Origin of the sequence: Polynucleobacter sp. AP-Nino-20-G2 (assembly GCF_018688235.1) — a bacterium.
In the GTDB taxonomy this organism is placed as follows: domain Bacteria; phylum Pseudomonadota; class Gammaproteobacteria; order Burkholderiales; family Burkholderiaceae; genus Polynucleobacter.
Genome location: NZ_CP061313.1, coordinates 1,374,158 through 1,396,865 on the forward strand (window position 1 = coordinate 1,374,158; position 22,708 = coordinate 1,396,865).

Sequence of the window (22,708 nt, forward strand, 5' to 3'; positions counted from 1 at the left end):
ATTCCCTCAGAAATCGGCGCAAGCGAGAAGATCAGGCAAAATTGCAGAATGACTGCGAATTTAGCAACCCAAACCAATAATCCCAAGCTGAGCATTGTTATCCCCGTTTATAACGAGGAAGACGGTCTTCAAGCTCTCTTTGATCGCCTCTATCCCTCCTTAGATGCGCTGGCCAGCAAACGTGCCATTAGCTATGAAGTGGTGTTCGTCAATGATGGAAGCAAAGATCGCTCTGCGGGAATACTGGCTAAACAAGTGGATTTGCGACCTGATGTCACCCGTGCGGTGATTTTTCACAGCAACTTTGGTCAGCACATGGCCATCATGGCTGGCTTTGAATACTCTCGCGGCGAATACATCATCACGCTAGATGCTGACCTGCAAAATCCCCCTGAAGAAATTGATGCCCTAGTGAATGAGCTACTAAAGGGTCATGACTACGTAGGCACTATTCGTGCGAATCGTCGTGATAGCTTCTTTAGAAAATTTGCTTCACGCGCCATGAATCATTTGCGCCAAAAAATTACCCGCATCACGATGACGGATCAAGGCTGCATGTTGCGCGGCTATAGCCGTCGTATTGTTGATCTGGTGCGCCAGTGCGATGAAAGTAATACGTTTATTCCGGCATTGGCCTATACCTTTGCCTCTAATCCTACTGAGATCACCGTCAAACATGAAGAGCGTTTTGCGGGTGAATCCAAATACAGCCTCTATCAGCTCATTCGCTTGAACTTCGACTTGGTGACTGGCTTCTCGGTTATGCCATTGCAGATCTTCTCGATCCTAGGCATGCTGCTCGCACTGGCTGCCGGCAGTCTGTTCGTTTACTTATTAGTGCGCCGCTTTGTATTGGGCGCAGAGGTAGAGGGTGTGTTCACCTTATTTGCGCTCACCTTCTTCTTAATTGGTGTGATGCTATTTGGCCTTGGATTGCTTGGTGAATATATTGGCCGCATCTACCAACAAGTCAGAGAACGTCCACGCTACGTAGTGCAGACTGTTTTAGAGAAAAAATAATTGCACGCAGTCGTCTTCGCTTATCACGATGTTGGCGTCAACTGCCTTAAGGCTTTATTAAACGCTGGCATTCAAGTGGATCTCGTGATCACCCACCAAGATGATCCAAAAGAAAATGTCTGGTTTGGAAGTGTTGCCAAACTCTGCGAGGATAAAAAAATTCCTTACATCACACCAGATGCCAATCAACTACTGGATCTCATTCCACAGATCCAACGGTTATCGCCAGACTATCTCTTTTCCTTTTATTATCGCCATATGATTCCGGCTGAGCTTCTAGCTTGCGCCAAAATTGCTGCACTCAATATGCATGGCTCGCTTTTGCCAAAGTACCGCGGACGCGCACCGGTTAATTGGGCCATCCTGCATGGGGAAACTGAAACCGGCGCCACCTTACACATCATGGAAGCAAAGCCCGATGCTGGCGATATTGTTGGTCAGTCTACTGTTGCGATTGGATCAAATGAAACTGCTACCCAAGTTTTTGGGAAGGTCAGCCAAGCAGCTGTCGAAGTCATGAATCAGATCTTGCCCACCCTAATTCAGGGGCAGGTACCCAGAAAACCCAATATCTTGACCAAGGGCAGCTATTTTGGCGGGCGCAAGCCTGCGGATGGGGAGATTCTGTGGAAACAGACGGCCCAACAGGTTCACAATCTTGTTCGGGCTGTTGCACCCCCTTATCCCGGGGCTTTTACAGACTGGCAAGGTCAGCGCATGATTGTGGCCCGCACTAGCTTAGAGGGCGCCTTTCCGGCCCAACTAGATCTTCAGACCCCAGGCATCCAAGTGGTTGATAATCAGGTATTCGGCATTTGTGGCGACCAAAAAGCGGTAGCGATACTGGACTGGTTTCCGGCAAATAGCTGAGCAATAAAAACGTAGCAAGTAAAAAAATACACATTAGATTAAAAACGAGGTAGTAGAGATGAAAAAAGTGCTCATTCTTGGCGTAAACGGTTTTATCGGCCATCACCTTTCAAAACGCATCCTAGAAACAACCGATTGGGATGTCTATGGCATGGATATGCAAAGCGATCGTCTTGGCGATCTCATCAACCATCCACGCATGCACTTTTTTGAAGGTGATATCACCATCAATAAAGAATGGGTTGAATATCACATCCGCAAATGTGATGTCATTCTGCCTTTAGTTGCGATTGCCACTCCAGCAACTTATGTTCAGCAGCCATTAAAAGTGTTTGAGCTCGACTTTGAGGCCAATTTGCCTATCGTGCGCTCTGCCGTGAAATACAAAAAACATTTGGTATTTCCATCCACATCCGAAGTCTATGGAATGTGTGAGGACGGTGAATTCGATCCCGCTCAATCGAATATGGTTTATGGCCCGATTAATAAGCCACGCTGGATTTACGCATGCTCTAAGCAACTAATGGATCGCGTGATCTGGGGTTATGGCATGGAAGGTTTGCGCTTTACCCTCTTCCGCCCATTTAACTGGATTGGTCCCGGCCTAGATAGCATCTACACGCCAAAAGAAGGTTCTTCCCGTGTAGTAACTCAGTTCTTGGGCCATATTGTTCGTGGCGAATCAATCAACGTTGTTGATGGTGGCGCCCAAAAACGCGCCTTTACTTATGTTGATGATGGCATCGATGCTTTAATGCGCATCATCGATAACAAAGATGGTGTTGCGAATGGCAAGATTTACAACATCGGCAACCCAAAGAACAATCACTCTATTCGTGAACTCGCCAACCAGATGCTGGAGATCGCACGTAGCATTCCAGAGTACGCCAAGACTGCAAATGAAGTAAAAATTGTAGAAACTACTTCAGGCGCTTACTACGGTGAAGGCTACCAAGATGTTCAGAATCGCGTACCTGCGATTGATAACACGATGAGCGAGCTTGGCTGGAAACCAACAACCACGATGAGCGATGCACTCAAGAATATTTTTGAAGCTTATCGTCAAGACGTTGAAAAAGCACGTCACTTGGTTGATAAAGAATAAGCTCAGAGGTTCATGGCAAAAATTGCACTCAAGGTAGACGTAGATACCTTACGCGGCACTAAAGAGGGCGTTCCGAATCTAGCGCGCACCCTCGAGCGCTTCGGCCTCAAAGCCACTTTCTTATTTAGCCTGGGGCCCGACCATACCGGTTGGGCATTGAAGCGGGTATTTCGCCCAGGTTTTCTGAAGAAGGTCAGTCGCACTTCCGTAGTAGAGCATTACGGCATCAAAACACTTCTCTATGGCGTACTTCTGCCAGGGCCCGATATCGGCAAACAAGCAGCTGGTGAAATGCGCGCGATTGATGCAGCCGGCCATGAAACTGGAATTCACACCTGGGATCACGTGGCTTGGCAGGACGCAGTACGCCATCGTGATGCGCAGTGGACAAAAGTGCAGATGCAAAAAAGTTGGGATCGTTTTATTGAGATCTTTGGTCATCCACCGGTAACGTATGGCGCCGCTGGATGGCAAATGAATGAAGCTGCTTTTGAGCAACTTGATCAATGGGGCATCAAATACTCATCCGACGGCAGAGCAGTACCCAACCTGATGCCCTATCGCCTTGCGCTACCCTCTGGAACTGCGAAACACGTCCAATACCCAACGACCTTGCCCACTTTTGATGAGTTGATTGGGATTGATGATGCAGATGAATTCGGTGTAGTGAAAAAGCTGCTGGAAATTACTCAAAGCAATCCCAATGACCAGGTATTTACTTTGCATGCGGAACTGGAAGGTCAGAAACTGCTCCCAGCTTTTGAACAACTACTAGCTGGTTGGCTCAATCAGGGTCATGACTTGGTTACCATGGGTGAGCTCCACAAATCTTGGGAAGCAACGAAGCAACTCGATAAAATAGACGTACAGCCGGTCACTTGGGGGGAAATCCCTAACCGTAGTGGCGAGCTCATTCTGCAAACAGTCTAGCTAGCAAGCAATAATCAGTAGAAAATATAAAAACCAATTTAATAAGCGAGATCATCATGACAGTAGAAATTGGCAAACCAATGCCCAAGTGCGCAATACCAGCCACTTCCGGACTGACCTTCACACCAGAATCAGCTAAAGGTAAAAAATTGGTCATTTACTTTTACCCCAAAGATATGACTCCAGGATGCACGGCGGAATCGGGTGAGTTTAGAGACAATATCGATGCTTTTACTAAAGCTAATACGCTGATTGTTGGTGTATCGAGAGACACCCTTAAATCCCATGACAACTTCCGTAGCAAACTAGAGTTGCCGTTTGAACTAGTTGCGGACACTGAAGAAACGCTTTGCCAGCTTTTTGGCGTCATGAAGATGAAGAATATGTATGGCAAACAGGTTCGTGGCGTAGAGCGCAGCACCTTCCTTTTTGACTCGGAAGGAAAACTGGTCAAAGAGTGGCGCGGCCTTAAGGTCCCAGGTCATGTGACAGAGGTATTACAAGCAGCCCAGGCCATTAAATAATTTTTAAATGAATTTAATCTGGGGTACTTGCAAAGCCAAAAATTTGGGGTAAAGTGAAGTTATATGCACCGTAAACGACGGGAAAGTCTGATCATCCGTTTGACTCAGCAGCCTGATTATTTCAAAACAGGCTTGGCGAACAGCCTCCATCGTTTTGTAGCGCTTTTTACAGCTAGTTTCGTTATGAACCGTCAATGCAACCCGCTTGACGGTTTTTTCTTTTAGGAGAGTCTGCATGCCATTGCCCCCAATCCCAACTCAAATTGCCGGCCAAGTACAAATTAGCAGCAAGGACACTCCCAATTTAAAGAAACGTCCCGCCCCAGCAAAACCTGTTGTGATGGAAAGTCATGTCCCAGATTGGGCTAGCGATACCGAAGAGGATCTCTCTGCCGCCGAAGTAGCACTTGAAAAAATTAAAGGTGATCACCGCCCTGTTCGCTGTGACCGCAACGAAAATAAAGCATCAGCTGTTCCAGAAAAACCAAAACGCATTATTCGCACTGGCCCTCCGAGTCTCTTCGTGCTAGATACCAATGTTCTGATGCACGATCCAAGCTCCCTATTCCGCTTCTCTGAGCATGACCTATTCTTGCCGATGACGACTCTAGAGGAGTTGGATAATCACAAGAAAGGTATGACTGAGGTTGCGCGGAATGCTCGTACCGTCAGTCGCTCATTAGATCAATTGGTGGCCGGTACAAGCGGCACATTGGATGAAGGTATTCCGCTCAATAAATTAGGTAATCAAGATGTTTCTGGTCGACTATTTTTTCAAACCAAATTAACTACCCAAGCACTGCCAGAGGGCTTGCCTGAGGGCAAAGGTGACAACCTGATTCTTGCGGTCGTTAGCGAGCTACAAAAGACCCGTAAAGGCCAAGAAGTTGTATTGGTATCCAAAGATATCAATATGCGCATCAAGGCCCGTGCCTTAGGTTTACCTGCTGAAGATTATTTCAATGACCAGGTGCTAGAAGACCGCGATCTCATGTACTCTGGCGTTATGGCGCTGCCTGCTGACTTTTGGCCAAAGCATGGCAAAGGGATGGAAAGTTGGGCTGATGGCAAGTCTGGAACGATGTTCTATAGAGTGACAGGCCCTTCAGTGCCAAGCATGTTGGTGAACGAATTCGTCTATCAAGAAAATCCTGATGGCTCAACACCCTTCTATGCTCAAGTAAAAGAAATTAATGGTAAGACCGCTCTCTTGCAAACACTACGGGATTTCTCGCACCAAAAAAATAATGTATGGAGTGTGACCGCCCGCAACCGCGAACAGAACTTCGCCATGAATCTCCTCATGAATCCTGATGTGGACTTCATTACTCTATTAGGTCAAGCCGGCACCGGCAAGACCCTTCTCGCATTGGCAGCAGGATTAGAGCAGGTGTTAGATAGCAAGCGCTATAACGAAATCATCATCACGCGCGCCACAGTGCCTGTGGGCGAAGACATTGGCTTCTTGCCAGGCACTGAAGAAGAGAAAATGCAACCTTGGATGGGAGCGTTTGATGACAACCTTGAGGTGCTTCATCGCAATGAAGACAATGCTGGAGAATGGGGTCGCGCTGCCACCCAAGAATTAATTCGTTCACGGATTAAAGTAAAGAGCATGAATTTCATGCGCGGCAGAACGTTTGTAAGCAAATTCGTCATTATTGATGAGGCGCAAAACTTAACTCCAAAGCAAATGAAAACCTTAGTGACGCGTGCAGGACCAGGGACCAAAATTGTATGTCTAGGCAATATCGCGCAAATTGATACGCCTTACTTAACCGAAGGTTCATCAGGCCTAACCTATGTCGTCGATCGCTTCAAAGGCTGGCGTCACGGCGGTCATGTCACTCTCGCACGTGGAGAGCGCTCACGTCTTGCGGATCATGCTGCTGACGCACTCTAAGCAACCTCTCTCATGCCGCACTCTCATAGGGTGCGGCATTATTATTTGCGCCCTACTTACGCTGTCGGGCTGCAGTACCTTTAGCACTCGATCAAACGCAGCTAAAGTCGCTCAATTTAAACAGGACACTAGCGTTGGGACTGAAGATATATCCATTGCTGCCGTAGGTCTTGTTGGCGTTCCCTACCGCTATGGTGGCAACACTCCCAAGGGCGGTTTCGATTGCAGCGGACTTATTAACTACGTATATTCCAAATCAGCCAATATCAAATTACCGCGCACCATCCAAGAGATGAGCGGCAAAGGTCAAAGCGTAGATAACCAGCCACCCGCACCTGGAGATCTAGTCTTTTTTAATACGACTGGTGAAAAATATTCCCACGCTGGAATCTACGTGGGGCAAGGAAGATTTGTGCATGCCCCAAGCGCCGGTGGAACCGTGCGCCTGGAGTACATCGCTACACCCTACTGGGCAGCTAGATTTACTGAGGCAAGAAGACTAACTTCAGCAACTACGCAGAACTAGTTACAGACCAACTGTGTAGGTAGCCATTACTGTAGTTGAGGTAAGAGCTTGATAAGCCTCTTGACAAGTGCCGTTGACAATATTGACGGTGACATTATTTCCAACGGTAGTTGTATTCTGAGCAGTAATTACACCAGCAGTTGCCACTGGGGTAATACCTGAATTACAAGAAACAGTCTGGGAAGAGCCGTTTGGTGTGTTTGGCGTATAGCTGTTAAAACCACCCGCCGCCACTGCCGATGCTACATTGGGGGTTAAGATAAAGGCGCCCGCCAAAATAAAAGGGGCCGAATGTTGGGATAATTTTTGTATCAATTTCATAGCTTTAAACTGAAATGGGTCAGATAAGATGGCTTAGAAAGCTCGTGTATGGGAATACTAGTTATGATAATTAGCTATAAAGTGAATATCTATTAACCCTAAAGCCAATACCCTTAGACTTACTTATTGGAAATAATGAATTACAGTCTATAAATTGATTGAATTCCAACCAAAGGAGAAGTTCGCATGAAGAAAATCATCATCGCCTTAAGTATTGCACTCAGTTTTGCGCTTCCTTCTTACGCCTTTGCGGATCAAGCCGCTTGCGAAGCAAAAGCTGTCAGTAAAGATGGTAAGCCGCTGCATGGTGCCGCTAAAGATGCCTCTATTAAAAAGTGTATGGGTAGCGCCGTTGATTCTGGTTGCGAAGCCAAGGCAGTTAGCAAAGATGGCAAGCCCCTGTATGGCGCTGCTAAAGCGGCTTCTATTAAGAAGTGTGAAGGCAAGTAAGATCGATACCTTTAGTTAAAAATGCCTCGCATTGCGAGGCATTTTCTTATTTGGACTTCTTGTATTGAAGTGTCATTTTCTAGATAGCTCTAGAACGGTTCATACCCACCGGATGAGTAGCCAACCGAACCCATGGCCAGGTTATCAAACTTGGTATATGGACCTTGCCAGCTTAAGCGAACAGTTCCAATGGGGCCATTACGCTGCTTACCTACAATAATCTCTGCCACACCCTTATCGGTAGTTGTATCCGGGTGATACACCTCATCGCGATAGATGAACATAATTAAGTCGGCATCTTGCTCGATCGCACCTGACTCACGCAAGTCAGACATGATTGGACGCTTATTAGGGCGTTGCTCAAGACCACGATTTAACTGGGAGAGTGCAACCACTGGACATTGCAATTCTTTTGCAAGCGACTTCAAAGAGCGTGAGATCTCAGAGATCTCCGTAGCACGGTTCTCAGAGCCAGAGCCACTCATCAGCTGCAAGTAATCAATCACAACCAGTCCAAGAGTGCCTCCAAAGTTACGGGCAATACGGCGCGCACGAGCGCGCAATTCGAGACTTGAAAGCGCACCAGTCTCATCAATCAAAATTTGGGTATTACTTAAACGGGCAATCGCATCAGTAACGCGCGGCCATTCATCGTCCTGCAATTTACCGGTACGCATACGGCCTTGATCAACGCGCCCTACTGAGCCCAATAAACGCGCCGCTAATTGCTCACCCGACATCTCCATAGAGAAGACTACGACTGGCAATCCTTCCGCCAACGCTACGTTCTCAGCGATATTCAAGGCGAATGCCGTCTTACCCATCGATGGACGGCCAGCCACAATCACTAAGTCGCCTTTTTGCAAACCACTGGTTTGCTTATCCAGATCAATGAAGCCAGTCGCAATACCGGTGATGTCACTTCCGCCCTGGCGGTTATAGAGCTCATCAATACGAGCAACCACAGTACGAAGCAAAGGTTCAATCTCTAGATAGTCAGCCTTACGACTACCCTCTTCACCAATTTGCAAAATACGAGATTCAGCCTCATCAAGAAGCGTTCTTACGGAACGGCCTTCAGGAACAAAAGCAGAATTAACAATATTGTCAGATACCTCAATCAGGCGACGCAAAATACTGCGATCACGAACAATGTCAGCATAGCCTTTGATGTTCGCGGCACTTGGAGTGCTTTGCGCTAAGGAGTTAAGGTAATCAATACCAACTAAATCACCACCCTGTTCAGACTTCACAGCCTCATGAACAGTAATGACGTCAGCGGGATGATTGTCGCCAACTAAACGCTGAATGACCTTGTAGATCAAAGCATGTTCAGGGCGATAGAAATCTTTATCGGTTAACACACCACCCAGGCGATCCCAGGCTGCGTTATCGATCAGTAGACCGCCGAGCAAAGATTGCTCGGCTTCTACAGAATGTGGCGGTACTTTTAAGGCCTGCACGACTGCATCCCCAGAACCCGTCATGCCAGGATTTGACATTAGGGGGCGTGAGCGGGATTCAGCCATGAGGCTAGCCTACAGTTCTAAAACTTACGCTTGCTCGCCAACGACACGGATAGTGATATCAGCCACTACATCGGTATGTACAGCAACCGCTACAGGGTGATCACCAACCATTTTCAATGGGCCAGTAGGCATACGTACAGAGGCTTTTTCAATTACAAAGCCTTTAGCTTTCAACGCATCAGCGATGTCGTGGTTAGTTACAGAACCAAACAAACGACCGTCAACGCCCGCTTTTTGACCGATTTCGAGAACCAAGTCTTTAAGCTTTACGCCAACCGCTTCAGCAGCAGCCAATTTCTCAGCAGCCAATTTTTCCAACTCAGCACGGCGAACGGCGAAATCAGCAATTGCTGTTTCAGTTGCACGACGGGCTTTGCGTTGTGGGATTAAGAAATTACGAGCGTAACCGTCTTTAACACGAACGATGTCACCAAGGTTGCCCAGGTTGATTACTTTTTCTAAAAGAATGATTTGCATTGAGGGCTCCCAATTATTTCTTATGTTGATCAGAGAATGGCAATAAAGCCAAATAACGAGCACGCTTAATAGCAGTGTCTAACTGACGCTGATATTTAGCTTTTGTGCCTGTCAAACGTGCAGGAGTGATCTTGGCGTTTTCGCCAATGAAATCCTTCAATGTATCTACATCTTTGTAGTCGATCTGTTCTACGCCAGCAACAGTGAAACGGCAATAACGCTTACGCTTGAACAATGGGTTCTGAGCTGGTTTCTTTTTGAAATCGGGTTTCTTTCCAAACGCCATGATGATTTCCTCTTTAATTTTTCAATTGAATATGGGTGATATGGAAAACAAGTCTTTGATTACGTAGAGTCTTGGGTGCTAAGAATCCTTCAAACACCGCCTCGGCCCCTAAATCCATTTGCTCTAAGCCCTTTTGTATCGGGCCAATTGCTATGGCTTCAACGCTCATCTGAATTCTCCTTGCTACTTCTACCTCTTGAACTTCGCCACTATGTTCAAGCAGGCAATGCATCACAGGTATTCCTGCAGGAGTAAATCGAATTGCGTCTTTAGATACCAAGAATGCAGTTAGGGTGAAATGATTCAACGCCGCTCCGTCACTCTGATACGTTTTCTAGTCTGTGTATTCCTCTTCAAATTTCTAACTTAAGCCGCTGCTACAGGAGCGTCGGATTGAGCTGATTTGCGCGCTTCTTCACGTTGCACTTCTTTCATCATGATGGAAGGCTCTGTTTCAGCTTTCTTAGTCTTGATGATGAGGTGACGCAAAACAGCATCGTTAAATTTGAACGCATGCTCGAGCTCGTCCAGAGTTTTCTGGTCGCACTCAATGTTCATACAAACATAGTGGGCTTTAGCAAGCTTGTCGATCATGTAAGCCATCTGACGACGACCCCAGTCTTCCATACGATGAATTTTGCCGCCAGCAGCAGCTAATGTCGCTTTGTAGCGATCGATCATCGCAGGCACTTGCTCGCTTTGGTCCGGATGGACGATAAAGACGATTTCATAATGACGCATCTAACACTCCTTAAGGATAAAGTCACCTGGGCGTCTTGCTAACTTCCGATGGTTTTAAAGTTAGCGCCAGTGTGACAAGGTAGTAACAAATTGTAGATAAAACGAGCTACACATATTTACTGCTTTTTAAGTCCTTACCGAATTTCAGGTAAGTCCGCTATTCTAGCAAAAAAATCCTGCCAAGTCAGGGGTTTACCGGCTAAATTCGCCTGTTTTGCAGCATTGAGGGCCATTTGCAAGGCAATCCTCGCCCTAGGAGCAGATAAGGTGCCCGCAGCCATTCGCCCAGAGGGATCTAACTCGGGAATATTAGCCAATGTTGCCCCTGCCCCAGTTCGCGTTGTTCTCACCTGCGCAATTCCCTGAGATGCTGCCTTTTCTAGAGGGGTTATCCAGGCATCATGAAAGCCGCCGCTACCGCTTCCAGCCAGCACCAAGCCCTGCACGCCACTTCCGAGCCACTGACCCACGGTTTGGGGGCGTGCACCGGCGTGGCTAGTTAAGATCTCCACCCAAGGCCACTCACCCTCACCGGGAATTGGTAAATCCTCAGTCCAAGCAGCCCCAACAGCCTTTACTCCTGAAAGCCATGAGAGATTAATCAAGCTCACAGAGCTGCTCGGTGAATTCTGTATTGGCGCATTTAAAGCTGTGGCATGGCGTTTTGCTAGATCCATCGCCATACAGCCACGACCATCCATCACCGCAAAAATACCGCCCGGGCAATTATCAATGGCTGTGGAGGCCCAACGTAATGCATCCAAGAGGTTAGACGGCCCATCTGCGCCAGGTGCATTGCTTGGGAGCATAGCTCCCGTCAGAATGACTCGCTTTTTTTGGGTCAGCGCCTGCTTGCCACACGTTAACTGAAGGAACAAGCCCGTTTCCTCCATCGTATCCGTGCCGTGCGTAATCACGATCCCTTTGACAGCTTGATCATTCAACGCCTCTTGGACAGCTAGCCCGAGTGTGGTTAACAGAGATTCATCGAGATTGCGGCTATTAATGTTGGCTATCTGCTTGGAAACGAGCGCCACTCCTTGGGGAATGGCCGACTGAATATGGTTTAGCAAAGTGTCCACACCCACCTGCCCAGCCTGATATTGAAGTGGATTCTCTTCTGGCTTGGAGGCCAGGCCGGCTATCGTGCCACCCATGCCTAGAACCAAAATATGGGGTGTTTTTTCAATAATCAGCGGATTTGAGCTCATATCCCATTATCCCCCGCCAAATCCCTTGAATTATCAAATAGTGCTGTATACAATCCCAGTATGGACATAAATACAGTCGATTTTCCAGAGGAGCTGACTGCCCTCCCTAAACTCACCTCACGTCAGGGTGAGATTTTAGATCTCATTACCAATGCGATCGAGGAAAGCGGTTCTCCTCCGACGCGCGCAGAGATCGCAGCGCAACTGGGCTTTGCATCTGCAAATGCAGCAGAGGAGCACTTACGCGCCTTAGCGAAAAAGGGATATATCGAACTCACGCCGGGAACTTCTCGCGGCATTCGAATTCCACAACGATTCAACCAATCACATAATCCAAATAAATATCGCCAGATGTCTCTGCCTTCTGGCGCACTTCAGCAACTCACACTTCCTCTCATTGGTCGCGTTGCTGCAGGCTCCCCCATCATGGCGGTCGAGCATATTGAAAAACAAGTTCCAATTGATCCTAGCTTGTTTAGCAAGGGCGCTGACTACCTCTTGAAGGTAAAAGGAATGAGTATGCGGGACGCTGGTATTTTGGATGGCGACTACCTGGCTGTGAGAAAAACTTCCGAAGTGCGTAATGGCGATATCGTAGTTGCACGCTTGGACGATGAAGTCACAGTGAAACGCTGGAATCAAAAGAAAACAGCGGATGGCCTCGTGATTGAATTACAAGCTGAAAATCCAGACTTTAAAAATATTCTGGTTGACAGTCGCCAACCCAACTTTGCGGTAGAGGGTCAGGCGGTTGGGTTGATCAGGGCTGAAGGACTGTAGGACTTTCTTCAACAAAATAAAAAGGGCCTCTTCGTGAGGCCTTTTTAATATTGAACGCACTGCTGCTTTGTATTTGTGTCGCTTGTTTTATTTCTTATTAGGCGCCACTACGTTTGCATTCTTCGGCGATGCGGTAATTGTGATGATCGTTTTGGGTCCAGTGAAAGAGCCCTCATTCAACTCAATCGTAGAAGTACGATCACCCTTAGTGAAAACCAAGATACTCGTTTTGGATTTCACAGCACTCACAGTAGTCCAGCCGGCTTTGGGATATTCAGCTTGGAAAAATGCGTAAATGTCGGTTGGAGTTTGGACGCCAGACAAAACGACACGCCCAACCCAGTTATCGCCACGACCAATAATGAGTGAGTCTGCGCCAATGATCTTCGATGCCGCAGGCAATGGCATATCACCCAATAGCTGGGCTTGAATTTCTTGAACTTCATTTGGGGTGCCTGTTGGCGAGTCGCCCGAAGAGGCGCATGCTGCAAGCAGCATAGATAAAGCCAGCGCAAGTGAGATGCGTTTGATTCGCGTCAGTTGATTCATATCTAAACCCCAGTGATTAATGCGACTTACATACTTTTATTTATTGAAAGTATTTTAGGTGAAGCACCTCAGTCGTCAAGATAAATCACTGGAGGCGCGTGAGGGAATCGAACCCCCGTACGAAGCTTTGCAGGCTCCTGCCTAACCACTCGGCCAACGCGCCAGAAACCAAAATCAAAAATGGGAAGCTTTTCAGGGCTTCCCATCGAACTTGGAGCGGGAAAGGAGGTTCGAACTCCCGACCTATACCTTGGCAAGGTATCGCTCTACCAGCTGAGCTATTCCCGCATAACAGGGCAGTAGTTTAACAAACAATTTGGGAGAAAGCATTATTTGTTGCTAAGACAAAAAATAGAGGGGCATTCAATATCGCACAAAGCCTTGTGCGTACTGGGCTAGCGGTCTTTATTGGGCTTTATCTGCCAGTTGGGGCAAGGCTTTTTTCATGTAATAGAACATTGACCAAAGCGTTAAAAACGATGCAATCCAGATTAACCAAGTACCCACTTGCGCGCAATCAAGCCACCCAAATAGCGTGTCATTAAGCAATAAAAATGGAATCGCAACAAGCTGGGCGGTAGTTTTGAGCTTACCAACCATATGCACTGCCACACTCTTACCTGCACCTAAGAGCGCCATCCACTCCCGCAGTGCTGAAATAGTAATCTCGCGCCCAATAATGATTAAGGCCACCCACACCTGCACGCGATCCATATTGAGCAACACCAGCAATGAGGCAGCAACTATCAACTTATCGGCAACAGGGTCTAAAAATTGTCCGAATGCGGACTCCTGCTTCATGCGACGCGCTAAGAATCCATCTAACCAATCGGTGACTGCCGCAAACACAAAGATGATGGTTGCAATGAGATTCTTTTCGAAAGGGGTAAGCCAGGTATTCGGCAGATAAAACACTGCGACCAAAAGCGGGATTGCGGCAACGCGCAACCAAGTCAAAGCGATAGGCAGATTAAAGGGCATAGCTCAAGCATAACCCAATGTGATGAGCGTGTGAACTCAATGGAGTTGCTTATAGATTTGCTCCGCCAAAGCGGTGGATATTCCTTCAACCGTGGCGATTTCCTCAACCGTAGCATTTGCTACCCCGCGCAATCCCCCAAAGCGAGCAAGTAATTTTTGCCGACGCTTTGCCCCAATCCCTTCGATTTCTTCCAACTGAGATACGGTTCTCGCTTTGGCACGCTTAGCTCGCATCCCCGTAATAGCAAAACGATGCGCCTCGTCCCGAATTTGAGCGACCAGCAATAAGGCCGCACTATCAATACCCAGCTCCAGAGATTTGCGATCATCAGCAAAAATCAAGGTTTCTAGGCCCACCTTACGCCCTTCCCCCTTGGCCACACCCACGATCAGAGAAATATCCATGCCGAATTCAGAAAGCACCTGTCTTGCCATTTCAACCTGACCCTTACCGCCATCAATCAATATCACTTGAGGCATCTTCTCAACTGGGAGCTCCTGGAAATTAGCATAGCGGCGCTGCAACACTTGTCGCATGGCAGCGTAGTCATCGCCAGGGGTAATGTCGTTGATGTTGAAGCGGCGATACTCACTCGGCTGCATAGCATTCTTTGAATAAACTACGCAAGAAGCTTGAGTGGCCTCCCCCGAGGTGTGACTAATGTCAAAACATTCGATACGAAGTTGCTCAAGACTTTCTAATTCAAGACCCAAGATATCGGCCAATGAACGCGCTCTAGCAAGCTGCCCACCAGTCTCTACCAATCTTTTCGCAATGGCGATCTTGGCATTACCCTCGGCCATTGCCAACCAATGACGCCTCTGTCCCTGAGGTTGATGTAAAAAAGTAATCCGCTTGCCAGCCTGAGCATTCATCAACTCATGCAAATCCTCTGGAGCAGAGTCTTCGCTTGCGCTATCAATCATTTCAGTAGCTGCCACCTCATCGGATGCCTTACGCAAGGGATGATTCAGAATAATCACCGGGGGAATGAGATTGGTAGTTGGCTCTCCATCGACCATCTTATCTTCCAAATAATGTTGAGCAATAAATGCCTCCAGGATTTCAGCGGGAAGAGGCAACTCGCCAGAGATGGTTCTCAATCCTTTGGGGAAATAGGCACGATCGCCAAGATGTCGACCGCCACGAATCATCGCCAGATTGACGCACGCCACACCTTCCATTTGAGCAACCGCAATCACATCTACATCGCCCTCCCCATCAGCAACAGCATCCATTGATTGTTGCTGTAAGACGCTAGAGAGATCCGCTATGCGATCTCGTAATACGGCAGCCATTTCAAATTCCATCGCATCACTAAAGGTGTGCATTTTCTTCTCCAACTCAGAAAGAACACGGCTGTGATCGCCTTCTAGAAAGCGCGTTGCCTGAGCAACATCTTGACCATACTGGTCTACGCTAAGTCGTCCAACGCAAGGTGCGCTACAGCGATGAATTTGATGCAATAAACAGGGGCGACTGCGATTCTTAAAAACAGAGTCCTCGCAGGTGCGAAGTCGAAACACCTTTTGCAGAATCTGCACGCTATTACGCACTGCCCATGAATTCGGGAATGGTCCAAAATAATGATTGCGCTTATCGACCTTACCGCGATAGGAGGCAAGCCTGGGAAATTGATGACCAGTCAACATGACATAGGGATAAGACTTATCATCACGGAAGAGGATATTGAATGGAGGCGCCAACTCCTTAATCAAATTGTTCTCTAAAATTAAGGCCTCGGTCTCAGAGCGTGTTACTGTAGTTTCGTAGCGGGCAATTTTTCCCACCATAAGTTCTATGCGCGGAGAAAGTTGAGTGCGCTGAAAGTAACTAGAAACACGCTTTTTGAGGTTGCGCGCTTTACCGACATACAAGATATGCCCCGCCTCATCAAAGAAGCGATATACCCCCGGCAATCCGGGTAGCCGTTTAACATCCTGCTGAAGGGTTTCAAAAAGCGAATTGCTCATGCGTTGGGATATTTTCTGTCAAATCGTAGACAACTTTGGTGATGCCGGTGTTTGCTGGCGTCTAGCGAGAAGCTTAACAAGTCTTCACGGGCAAACGGTGCGAATTTTTTGCGACGACTTGCCAACCCTTAATTTACTCGCTTCCGGCGTTGATGAAGAAATCAAGCGAAAAGTCGACCTTCAGCCATGGGAGTCCAGCTTTAACAATAGCCGTCACCCAGTAGAAACGCCGGATGTGGTGATTGAGGCATTTGGATGCGATCTACCAGAGCGCTATCTCACAGGCCTGCTGATCGCCCCCAAAAAACCGATCATCATCAATTTAGAGTATCTCAGTGCCGAACCCTGGATTGCGGACTTTCATGGGAAGGCATCTCCTCAGGCTCATGGAATTCCCAAGTACTTTTTCTTTCCCGGCTTTCAGGCAAATGTTGGTGGTCTCCTCCTTGATCCAATTCCAAACCAACCAATCAAGAGTGCAAACATTCCAAGCAGTCTGTACGAAGCATGGGCTCAAATGCGCCCCAACACAAAACGCATCAGCGTCTTTTGCTACCCTGGAGCGCCATTATTAAAGTGGCTCGAGGATCTTGGGGCACTAGGCGAGAATGTCGATGTTGTATTGACCCACGGCCAACTTGAGCAGCTCAAGCTCAGCACTGGCCACCCTATCTCGCTACCAAACTCCATTCAACTCATTTCTATTCCATTCGTATCCCAAGATGAATACGACTGGGTGCTTGGCCAATGCGACTTCAACATAGTGCGAGGCGAAGATTCATTTATCCGCGCTCAATTAGCCGGAAAACCTTTCATCTGGCATATCTATCCCCAGGAAGATCGTGCGCACGAGGTCAAACTTGCCGCATTTTTAGATCTCTACCTCGAAGATGCCTCCCAAGAACTCAGGTTGGCTGTGATTGCCGCCATGACCTGGGCTATGCCAAACCAATGGCTTGCATCACTAGATAGCTGGAATAGCCATTCAGAGGCATGGCGAGCGGATTTACTGCAAAAACAGGCGGATGGGGGTCTAGCTGCCCGTCTATTGGGCTTTGTAGCCTGATCTTCAGCAAAATAGGCCTCCGGGCGGTTACAATCTTGACTTTGATAAAAACCGCAGAAAATCAGCTCTGCACCCAGGACTAGCAAGATGAAAACAGCACAAGAACTCCGCGTTGGTAACGTAGTAATGATCGGCACCGATGCCATGGTCGTTTTAAAGGCCGAATACAGCCGCTCAGGCCGCAACTCCTCTGTTGTGAAAATGAAATTCAAGAACTTGTTAACTGGCGCGCCAAACGAAGGCGTATTTAAAGCCGATGACAAATTCGATGTAGTGATCTTGGATAAGAAGGACTGCACATATTCATATTTCGCAGATCCAATGTATGTATTTATGGATACTGACTACAACCAATATGAAGTTGAAGCAGAATTCATGGGTGACGCATTGAACTACCTCGAAGAAAGCATGCCATGCGAAGTAGTTTTCTACGAAGGTAAAGCACTTTCAGTAGCGATGCCAAACTCATTGGTTCGTGAAATCATTTACACAGAGCCAGCGGTTAAAGGCGACACCAGCTCAGGCAAAGTATTGAAGACTGCAAAATTGGCTACTGGCTATGAATTGCAAGTTCCTTTGTTCTGTAACACTGGTGACAAGATTGAAATCGATACTCGTACTGGTGAATATCGTAGTCGCGCTAACTAATACTTTAGCTAGCAAAGCATAAAGCCCGGCATGCCGGGCTTTTTTATTGGCACTTCTTTATCACTCTCTCAGTGGTTAATCGCTAGGCAATTAAATTCAGTTGCTTCAACAGACCTTTGGCATGCTGATACTCCGCCTCTTTTTGCAACTCATCCCACGGCAAGCCTACTGACTTCGGCATCAAACGATTCAAGCGTTTTGCAGATTCAGATTGTTTAGCTTTAGATACTTTTAGCTTGGAAAGTAATTGATCGGCCAGATCGGGACGATTGCAAATTAAGACTGCGTCACAACCCGCATTCAAAGCAAGTTCAGCGCCCTTCACTACTGAGCCGGCAACGCTAGCACCTTCCATTGAAAGGTCATCGCTAAAAATAACACCCTCAAATCCTAACTCCTGACGCAAGATGGAGTGGAGCCAGATATTAGAAAAGCCAGCAGGATTCTGATCAACTTGAGGATAAATGACATGAGCCGGCATGACAGAGGCTAGACTCAAATCCAACCACTCATACGGCTTGGCATCATCATTCAGAATTTCCTCAAGAGAACGCTCATCCACGGGAATGGCCACATGAGAATCCGCTTCGGCCCAACCATGCCCCGGGAAGTGCTTACCGCAATTGGCCATGCCTGCTAAGCGCAAACCTTCATTCAGACTCTTGGCCAAAGCAAAGGTGATTTGCGGATCGCGACTAAAGGAGCGGTCGCCAATGACGCCGCTGCGACCAAAGTCCAAGTCCAACACTGGCGTAAAGCTAAAGTCGACACCACAGGCGCGCAGCTCAGCAGCCAATACATAGCCACATGCTGTAGCCGCAGCCATTGCTTGAGCAGCGGAAGCGGCAGGATGAGCGCCCTTAGCTTTAGCAGACCACAACTCACCCAATTGACGCATCGCCGGCAGATGGGTAAAGCCATCTGTCCTGCAACGCTGTACACGACCACCTTCATGATCAATGGAGATCAATACATCTGGGCGTAACTTTTTAATTTCAGCGCTTAGTTTGGTGAGTTGCTTGCGATTTGAGAAATTTCTACCAAATAGAATAACGCCACCGGTCAAGGGATGGAGAATGCGACGACGATCTTCTGCATTCAACTCAAGACCAACCATATCCAAAGTGATTGGACCTGGATTCATAGTCGACTTACTCATGCATTCCTCCAGCTATTTAGTATGTTAATTATTTCTGAACGACGATGACGTGTGCAATTGCCATATCCTGTTCATCACTGACCGTTACCTGAGCTTCCCAATTCTTCTCTGCCATAAATTGAGCTAGCGCACCTAGATATGAAGTCACTGGTTTGCCGCTAGGTTCATTCAGCGTTTGCAAAGACCTCCAGGTCATAGGCATTCTCATTCCTAAACCAATCGCCTTGGAGAAAGCTTCTTTAGCAGCAAATCGGGTTGCCAAAAAAGCAATGCCCCGCTTGTGATTTCTAGCTAAGCGCTGTTTAAATACAATCAACTCATCGGGACCAAGAACTTTCTCGGCTAAGCGGCCATGAGTCCGGTCGTAGGCGGCTTGAAGACGCTCGATCTGCAAAATATCCGTACCAATTCCGATGATCATGAGTGGTTCTTTATTTTGAAGGGCTTGCTCTACCCTGAACCATCAGAGTCTTCATATCAATAATCGCTTTTTGCCAACCTTTAAATAAGGCCTCGGCAACAATCGCATGTCCAATATTGAGTTCGGAGAGCTCGGCGATAGCTGCGACCGGCAATACATTGCCCTCGTGCAAGCCATGGCCTGCATTTACTCTCAAGCCAATCCTTTTTCCAAACTGAGCCGCCTTTCGAATGCGCTCTAACTCTTGAGCCTGCTGCTCACCAGATAAATCAGCATATCGTCCAGTATGGAGCTCTACAACGGTGGCGCCAACATCTTTAGCTGCTTGAATTTGTTTTTCTTCAGGATCAATAAACAATGACACCCGAATACCCGCATGAACCAATTGGTCGGTCGCTGCTTTAACGGCATCAAAATGGCCCAACACATCCAGACCACCTTCAGTTGTCACTTCCTCACGCTTCTCAGGAACAAGGCAAACATCGTGGGGCTTTACTTGGCAGGCGATGTGAATCATCTCTGGAGTAACAGCACACTCCAGATTCATACGCGTCTGAATCAAGGGACGCAAAGCCAACAAATCCGCATCTTTGATATGACGACGATCCTCGCGCAAATGCAAAGTAATGAGATCAGCGCCCGCCTCTTCGGCCAAACGAGCCGCTCTCAAGGGGTCGGGGTACACAGTCCCACGCGCATTACGTAGAGTGGCGACGTGATCAATATTGATGCCGAGTTCTAAGTTGGTCATTACGGTAGATTACTAGATTTTCTTGAGATCAATCAAAATCTGGCGGGTGGTTAACACTTGATCCTGAAGATGCAGTCCCAACAAGAAGCGCATCAGCTGCTTACTTTCAGACAAGGTTTCGGGATCAGAAAAATCCCCTGCAGCAATCGCCAAAAGAGATCGACCACTTAGGACGGGCCAATGCCCAGGATCATCACCTTGCGCAGGCCTAACACCGCGCTCTGGCTGATAAACATATTGCTCTCCTGAATTTGGCGCCTGATTGGTCTCAACGCAGCGATCCAGGGCAGCCGCATAACCAGTCTCTTGAAGCAAGGTTAACTCAAAGGGACGCAGAATTTCTTCTAGACCCTTAGATTCAAACTCTAGATTAGATAAAGCCGAAATCGTATCGGTGTAATGATCGTAGAGTCTTTCGTATTCATCTTCGCGAGCCAAAAATTTCACCAAGAGCTCATTCAGGTAAAAGCCGCATAAGAGCGCGTCGCCAACCAGTGATGGCGTACCACCAACCCACTCCGACTTCGTTAGAGTACGTAATTCTGATTTACCACTCCATGAGACAAGTAGAGGTTGGAAGCGTTGCAACACTGGTCGCAATGTCGAGTGTGGACGCTTAGCGCCTTTGGCAATCAATGCCATACGACCATATTGCCGCGTAAAGACATCCAGAATTAAGCTGGTTTCTTTATAGGGGATGCTGTGCAATACAAAAGCGGGTTCGTCAGCAACACGAATCGAAGCCATGGATATTTATTCCAGACCCTGAGCCCGCAACTCAGCGCGATCATCAGCCCAACCACGCTTCACTTTGACCCAAGTCTCTAAAAATACTTTACCGTCGAAGAGTTTTTCCATGTCGATACGCGCATCGGTCGAAATCTTTTTCAAGCGCTCGCCCTTTTGACCAATGATCATCGCTTTATGACTATCGCGATCCACCAGAATAGTGGCGGCGATACGGCGCATCTTGCCGTCCATCTTAAATTGATCAATCACTACAGTACTTGTGTAAGGCAACTCTTCACCAGTAAAGCGGAAGACCTTCTCGCGCAAGATTTCAGCAGCCAAGAAGCGCTCACTGCGATCAGTCAAGGTATCGCCATCGTAAACAGGTGGCGCCTCAGGCAAGTAACCCTCAAGGACATCCAACAATCTTTGAACATCGCCCGGGCTTTTAGCACTCATAGGTACGATTTCAGTAAATTCACACTTGTTTTGATCTTCGTGACCACCAAGCTCACTCCAAGGCTGACTCATTTCTTTCATGAAATTGAGCAAAGCTTGATCGCGCTCAGAAGGGGTCTGAAAACGGCTATTAAATAAGTCCAGCTTATTTAATACCAGCACTACGGGCAAATCATTAGGCAATAAGCGAAGTACCTTCTTATCGTCTTCGCCAAAGTATCCCGCCTCAACTACGAAGCACGCGACATTGACATCTTGCAAGGCAGTGGTCACCGTGCGATTTAAGGCCTTATTTAAGGTATTCATCAAACGGGTTTGAAAACCTGGCGTATCAATGAAGATAAACTGCGCTTCTTCGCGATTCTGAATTCCCAAAATACGATGGCGCGTGGTTTGAGCCTTGCGAGAAGTAATACTGATCTTTTGACCGACTAAAGCGTTCAATAAAGTGGATTTGCCCATATTGGGACGCCCAACAATGGCGATGGTGCCGCATCTAAACACGATTAGCCCTTCAGCTTAAGATTTAACTGCTCTTCGGTTGCTACTTTTTTGGCCGCCTTCTTTTTGGCTGACCGAGTCTTTTTGGGTTTGCCCAACTCTTGAGGCAAGGCCTTAAGCGCCGCAAGTAAAGCCAGCTTAGCCGCGGCTTGTTCTGCAGCGCGTCGAGAAGCGCCCTCACCCTTTACCGCCACCTTCAAACTGGGAATCAGGCACTCCACCTCAAATTGCTGGTTGTGAGCAGCGCCACTGGTGCCGGTAACGTTGTATGTAGGCAAAGCCAATTGATAACTTTGCAAACATTCTTGCAATAAAGTCTTATCGTCCTTACCCAAAGTTTTGGGATCGACATTAGCCAAAATAATGGAGTAAAGCTTACGCAAACAGGTCTTGGCAGCATCAAATCCACCGTCTAAAAATATAGCGCCCGTAACGGCCTCCAGCGTATCCGCCAAGATAGATGGGCGACGAAATCCACCGCTTTTCAATTCGCCCTCACCTAAACGCAAGTAATCCGATAGTGATAGCGTTTGAGCGATTTCATACAAGGCTTGCTGCTTTACTAGATTAGCGCGGACGCGGGAGAGATCACCCTCATCTAAATCGGAGTAACGCTCATACAGCATTTCCGCAACAACACAGTTCAGAATAGAGTCGCCCAAAAATTCAAGACGTTCATTATTTTTTTTACTATGGCTGCGATGTGTTAAAGCCTGATTGAGCAGCTCTAGTTTTTTAAACGTGTACCCAAGGCGCTCTTGAAGCGGTGCAGTTTCGATGACAGCGCGGGCATTCAT

The 22,708-nt window shown here is 47.6% G+C and carries 27 protein-coding genes and 2 tRNA genes; 11 read left to right on the forward strand and 18 right to left on the reverse strand.

All coding sequences use genetic code 11. From position 1 onward, the window contains the following. Nucleotides 1-48 precede the first annotated feature (48 nt). From FD960_RS07100 to FD960_RS07130, 7 genes are all read left to right on the forward strand, one after another. Nucleotides 49-1,020: a glycosyltransferase gene (locus FD960_RS07100; protein WP_215298206.1), complete on the forward strand. Its 972-nt coding sequence runs from the start codon at nt 49-51 to the stop codon at nt 1,018-1,020. Further along, nucleotides 1,021-1,890: a formyltransferase gene (locus FD960_RS07105; protein ID WP_215298208.1), complete on the forward strand. Its 870-nt coding sequence runs from the start codon at nt 1,021-1,023 to the stop codon at nt 1,888-1,890. A gap of 58 nt (nt 1,891-1,948) precedes the next feature. Beyond that, nucleotides 1,949-2,995 carry a bifunctional UDP-4-keto-pentose/UDP-xylose synthase gene (locus FD960_RS07110; RefSeq protein ID WP_215298209.1) on the forward strand — a complete coding sequence of 349 codons (1,047 nt, stop codon included), beginning with the start codon at nt 1,949-1,951 and terminating at the stop codon, nt 2,993-2,995. Nucleotides 2,996-3,007: 12 nt separating this feature from the next. Then, the gene (locus tag FD960_RS07115; protein WP_215298211.1) at nt 3,008-3,925 is read left to right on the forward strand and encodes a polysaccharide deacetylase family protein; all 918 of its coding nucleotides are present in this window, start codon (nt 3,008-3,010) and stop codon (nt 3,923-3,925) included. Nucleotides 3,926-3,981: 56 nt separating this feature from the next. Beyond that, nucleotides 3,982-4,449: a peroxiredoxin gene (locus tag FD960_RS07120; RefSeq protein WP_215298212.1), complete on the forward strand. Its 468-nt coding sequence runs from the start codon at nt 3,982-3,984 to the stop codon at nt 4,447-4,449. 235 nt (nt 4,450-4,684) lie between these two features. Continuing rightward, the gene (locus tag FD960_RS07125) at nt 4,685-6,352 is read left to right on the forward strand and encodes a PhoH family protein (RefSeq protein WP_215298214.1); all 1,668 of its coding nucleotides are present in this window, start codon (nt 4,685-4,687) and stop codon (nt 6,350-6,352) included. After that, nucleotides 6,291-6,878: a C40 family peptidase gene (locus FD960_RS07130; protein ID WP_251369768.1), complete on the forward strand. Its 588-nt coding sequence runs from the start codon at nt 6,291-6,293 to the stop codon at nt 6,876-6,878. The genes FD960_RS07125 and FD960_RS07130 overlap by 62 nt, the downstream gene beginning before the upstream one ends. Here FD960_RS07130 and FD960_RS07135 read toward each other — a convergent pair whose 3' ends face one another. After that, a complete protein-coding gene (locus FD960_RS07135; RefSeq protein WP_215298216.1) occupies nt 6,879-7,199 on the reverse strand; it encodes a hypothetical protein in 321 nt (106 codons plus the stop codon). A 186-nt stretch (nt 7,200-7,385) separates the two neighbouring features. Between FD960_RS07135 and FD960_RS07140 the strand changes: the two genes are divergently transcribed. Further along, nucleotides 7,386-7,649 (forward strand): hypothetical protein, encoded by a 264-nt coding sequence (locus FD960_RS07140; protein ID WP_215298218.1) that lies wholly within the window; start codon nt 7,386-7,388, stop codon nt 7,647-7,649. 89 nt (nt 7,650-7,738) lie between these two features. Here the strand turns inward: FD960_RS07140 and dnaB are convergent, their stop codons facing one another. The 6 genes from dnaB to FD960_RS07170 all read right to left on the reverse strand — a co-directional run bounded on the left by dnaB (nt 7,739) and on the right by FD960_RS07170 (nt 11,893). Next, nucleotides 7,739-9,178 (reverse strand): replicative DNA helicase, encoded by a 1,440-nt coding sequence (gene dnaB, locus FD960_RS07145; protein ID WP_371817422.1) that lies wholly within the window; start codon nt 9,176-9,178, stop codon nt 7,739-7,741. 24 nt (nt 9,179-9,202) lie between these two features. After that, on the reverse strand, nt 9,203-9,655 hold the full coding sequence (gene rplI, locus FD960_RS07150; protein ID WP_215298220.1) for a 50S ribosomal protein L9: 453 nt from the start codon (nt 9,653-9,655) through the stop codon (nt 9,203-9,205). Nucleotides 9,656-9,668: 13 nt separating this feature from the next. After that, nucleotides 9,669-9,941: a 30S ribosomal protein S18 gene (rpsR, locus tag FD960_RS07155; RefSeq protein WP_011902267.1), complete on the reverse strand. Its 273-nt coding sequence runs from the start codon at nt 9,939-9,941 to the stop codon at nt 9,669-9,671. Nucleotides 9,942-9,954: 13 nt separating this feature from the next. Beyond that, nucleotides 9,955-10,248, reverse strand: a complete 294-nt coding sequence (gene priB / locus FD960_RS07160) for a primosomal replication protein N (RefSeq protein WP_215298222.1) — start codon at nt 10,246-10,248, stop codon at nt 9,955-9,957. Nucleotides 10,249-10,307: 59 nt separating this feature from the next. Then, nucleotides 10,308-10,682, reverse strand: coding sequence for a 30S ribosomal protein S6 (gene rpsF, locus FD960_RS07165; RefSeq protein WP_015421573.1), 375 nt, complete (start codon nt 10,680-10,682; stop codon nt 10,308-10,310). A 134-nt stretch (nt 10,683-10,816) separates the two neighbouring features. Further along, complete coding sequence (locus tag FD960_RS07170) at nt 10,817-11,893, reverse strand: asparaginase (RefSeq protein ID WP_215298224.1); 1,077 nt, start codon at nt 11,891-11,893, stop codon at nt 10,817-10,819. Nucleotides 11,894-11,953: 60 nt separating this feature from the next. Here FD960_RS07170 and lexA point away from each other — a divergent pair, with 60 nt between their 5' ends. Further along, complete coding sequence (gene lexA / locus FD960_RS07175; protein ID WP_215298226.1) at nt 11,954-12,673, forward strand: transcriptional repressor LexA; 720 nt, start codon at nt 11,954-11,956, stop codon at nt 12,671-12,673. Between the two features lie 87 nt (nt 12,674-12,760). Here the strand turns inward: lexA and FD960_RS07180 are convergent, their stop codons facing one another. The 5 genes from FD960_RS07180 to uvrC form a co-directional block, all read right to left on the reverse strand. Next, entirely contained in the window at nt 12,761-13,222 is a 462-nt protein-coding gene (locus FD960_RS07180) for a hypothetical protein (protein WP_215298228.1), read from the reverse strand. Nucleotides 13,223-13,311: 89 nt separating this feature from the next. Continuing rightward, nucleotides 13,312-13,385: transfer RNA gene (locus tag FD960_RS07185), tRNA-Cys, on the reverse strand. A 49-nt stretch (nt 13,386-13,434) separates the two neighbouring features. Continuing rightward, nucleotides 13,435-13,510 (reverse strand) — tRNA-Gly (locus FD960_RS07190). 117 nt (nt 13,511-13,627) lie between these two features. Beyond that, complete coding sequence (gene pgsA / locus FD960_RS07195; protein WP_215298230.1) at nt 13,628-14,203, reverse strand: CDP-diacylglycerol--glycerol-3-phosphate 3-phosphatidyltransferase; 576 nt, start codon at nt 14,201-14,203, stop codon at nt 13,628-13,630. 36 nt (nt 14,204-14,239) lie between these two features. After that, nucleotides 14,240-16,177, reverse strand: coding sequence for an excinuclease ABC subunit UvrC (uvrC, locus tag FD960_RS07200; RefSeq protein ID WP_215298232.1), 1,938 nt, complete (start codon nt 16,175-16,177; stop codon nt 14,240-14,242). Here uvrC and earP point away from each other — a divergent pair. Next, a complete protein-coding gene (gene earP, locus FD960_RS07205; RefSeq protein ID WP_215298233.1) occupies nt 16,176-17,243 on the forward strand; it encodes an elongation factor P maturation arginine rhamnosyltransferase EarP in 1,068 nt (355 codons plus the stop codon). The two genes, uvrC and earP, sit on opposite strands and share 2 nt — an antisense overlap. Nucleotides 17,244-17,330: 87 nt before the next feature. Beyond that, nucleotides 17,331-17,891 (forward strand): elongation factor P, encoded by a 561-nt coding sequence (efp, locus tag FD960_RS07210; protein WP_215298235.1) that lies wholly within the window; start codon nt 17,331-17,333, stop codon nt 17,889-17,891. 82 nt (nt 17,892-17,973) lie between these two features. On the opposite strand, the gene nagZ is transcribed toward efp, so the two are convergent. Genes nagZ through rnc form a run of 6 tightly spaced genes read right to left on the reverse strand, consistent with a single transcriptional unit; the run spans nt 17,974 to nt 22,708 of the window. Further along, nucleotides 17,974-19,050: a beta-N-acetylhexosaminidase gene (nagZ, locus tag FD960_RS07215; protein WP_215298237.1), complete on the reverse strand. Its 1,077-nt coding sequence runs from the start codon at nt 19,048-19,050 to the stop codon at nt 17,974-17,976. A 28-nt stretch (nt 19,051-19,078) separates the two neighbouring features. After that, the gene (acpS, locus tag FD960_RS07220) at nt 19,079-19,471 is read right to left on the reverse strand and encodes a holo-ACP synthase (RefSeq protein ID WP_215298239.1); all 393 of its coding nucleotides are present in this window, start codon (nt 19,469-19,471) and stop codon (nt 19,079-19,081) included. 10 nt (nt 19,472-19,481) lie between these two features. Then, entirely contained in the window at nt 19,482-20,222 is a 741-nt protein-coding gene (gene pdxJ / locus FD960_RS07225; RefSeq protein ID WP_215298241.1) for a pyridoxine 5'-phosphate synthase, read from the reverse strand. Nucleotides 20,223-20,234: 12 nt separating this feature from the next. Next, on the reverse strand, nt 20,235-20,969 hold the full coding sequence (gene recO / locus FD960_RS07230) for a DNA repair protein RecO (RefSeq protein WP_215298243.1): 735 nt from the start codon (nt 20,967-20,969) through the stop codon (nt 20,235-20,237). 6 nt (nt 20,970-20,975) lie between these two features. Further along, nucleotides 20,976-21,872 (reverse strand): GTPase Era, encoded by an 897-nt coding sequence (gene era, locus FD960_RS07235; protein WP_251369876.1) that lies wholly within the window; start codon nt 21,870-21,872, stop codon nt 20,976-20,978. 44 nt (nt 21,873-21,916) lie between these two features. Beyond that, nucleotides 21,917-22,708, reverse strand: a complete 792-nt coding sequence (gene rnc, locus FD960_RS07240; RefSeq protein WP_215298247.1) for a ribonuclease III — start codon at nt 22,706-22,708, stop codon at nt 21,917-21,919.